Consider the following 1,031-nt stretch of genomic DNA (forward strand, 5'->3'; position numbering starts at 1 on the left):
ATGCAGCATTACTACAACGGCCAGCTGATTCAGGAAGGTACCTACCTGCTGACCGAAGCCGGACCTGCCGGTTATACCGGTCTGTTTGTAGACAATTACGGGGAGCTCTTCGGGGACTACACCAACAAGCCGCTGACGGAGCTCAGTCTGGGCTCGCTGGCGGTTCCATCAACGCTGACCCCGACGATCAGCGACGGCAGCTATTATGCCATTGCGTTTCCGACGATTCTGAATCCGGACTTTTACGGCGATAACGGAGCGGGCATCAGCTTTAACGGGCGGGTGAATCACTACGACGGGGGGTATGCCGGTTACACACCCAAAGTGCCGATGGTCTTTCTGAAGTATCTGTTTCACCGGCTGGAGGTGCTGACAGGCGTGAAAATCAGTGGTTCGTTTTTTACGCATCCGGCCTATCAGAACCTGATTCTCTACAATACCCGCGCCCTGGATGCGGCCACCACGATTACCATCGCCCGGCACCTGCCCGATCTGACACCGGCACAACTGCTTATTGAGCTCAGAAAGCTGCTGAACCTGCGCTATGATATTGATCTGGTTGCCCGGACGCTGGTGATCGGGTTCTGGCAGGATGCGCTGATTCAGCCGACTACTCTGGACTGGAGCGGCAAGGCGGTGGGAAAGCCCACCAAAACCCCCGAGAGTAATACCCGCATTCAGCTGATCATGACGCCGGATGGCGGGGACGGGCTGATGAAAGACAAGCCCGCCGAACTGGAGGATTATCTGACGCCGGGCACTGATCCGGGGATTGCCAAAATTACGACCCTTTTTTCGACGCTGCTGGAGGATGTCTCGGGAACGGCGAAGACCCGGCAGATCGGGATTACCAGTCAGTTTGCCCAGCTGAGCAACACCTTTGCGCCGCGGCTCCTGTTCTGGAAGGGGCTGAGCGGGGGGATTCCCAAGGCGGGACCGGTGCAGAGCACCTACTCATTATTCTGGAACGGGGCGAGCGGTTTACGGGCCAATCACTGGGCCATTCTGGAATCGCTTCGTGCCGGTCAGTT

Annotated in this window: 1 protein-coding gene; it reads left to right on the forward strand. The window is 57.5% G+C overall.

Features of this window, described 5'->3' with window-relative positions; all coding sequences use genetic code 11:
* The coding region (locus BLX24_RS33115) for a hypothetical protein (protein WP_071506927.1) at positions 1–1,031 on the forward strand (1,031 nt) is incomplete at both ends.

The organism is Arsenicibacter rosenii (genome assembly GCF_001870735.1).
Lineage (GTDB): Bacteria > Bacteroidota > Bacteroidia > Cytophagales > Spirosomataceae > Arsenicibacter > Arsenicibacter rosenii.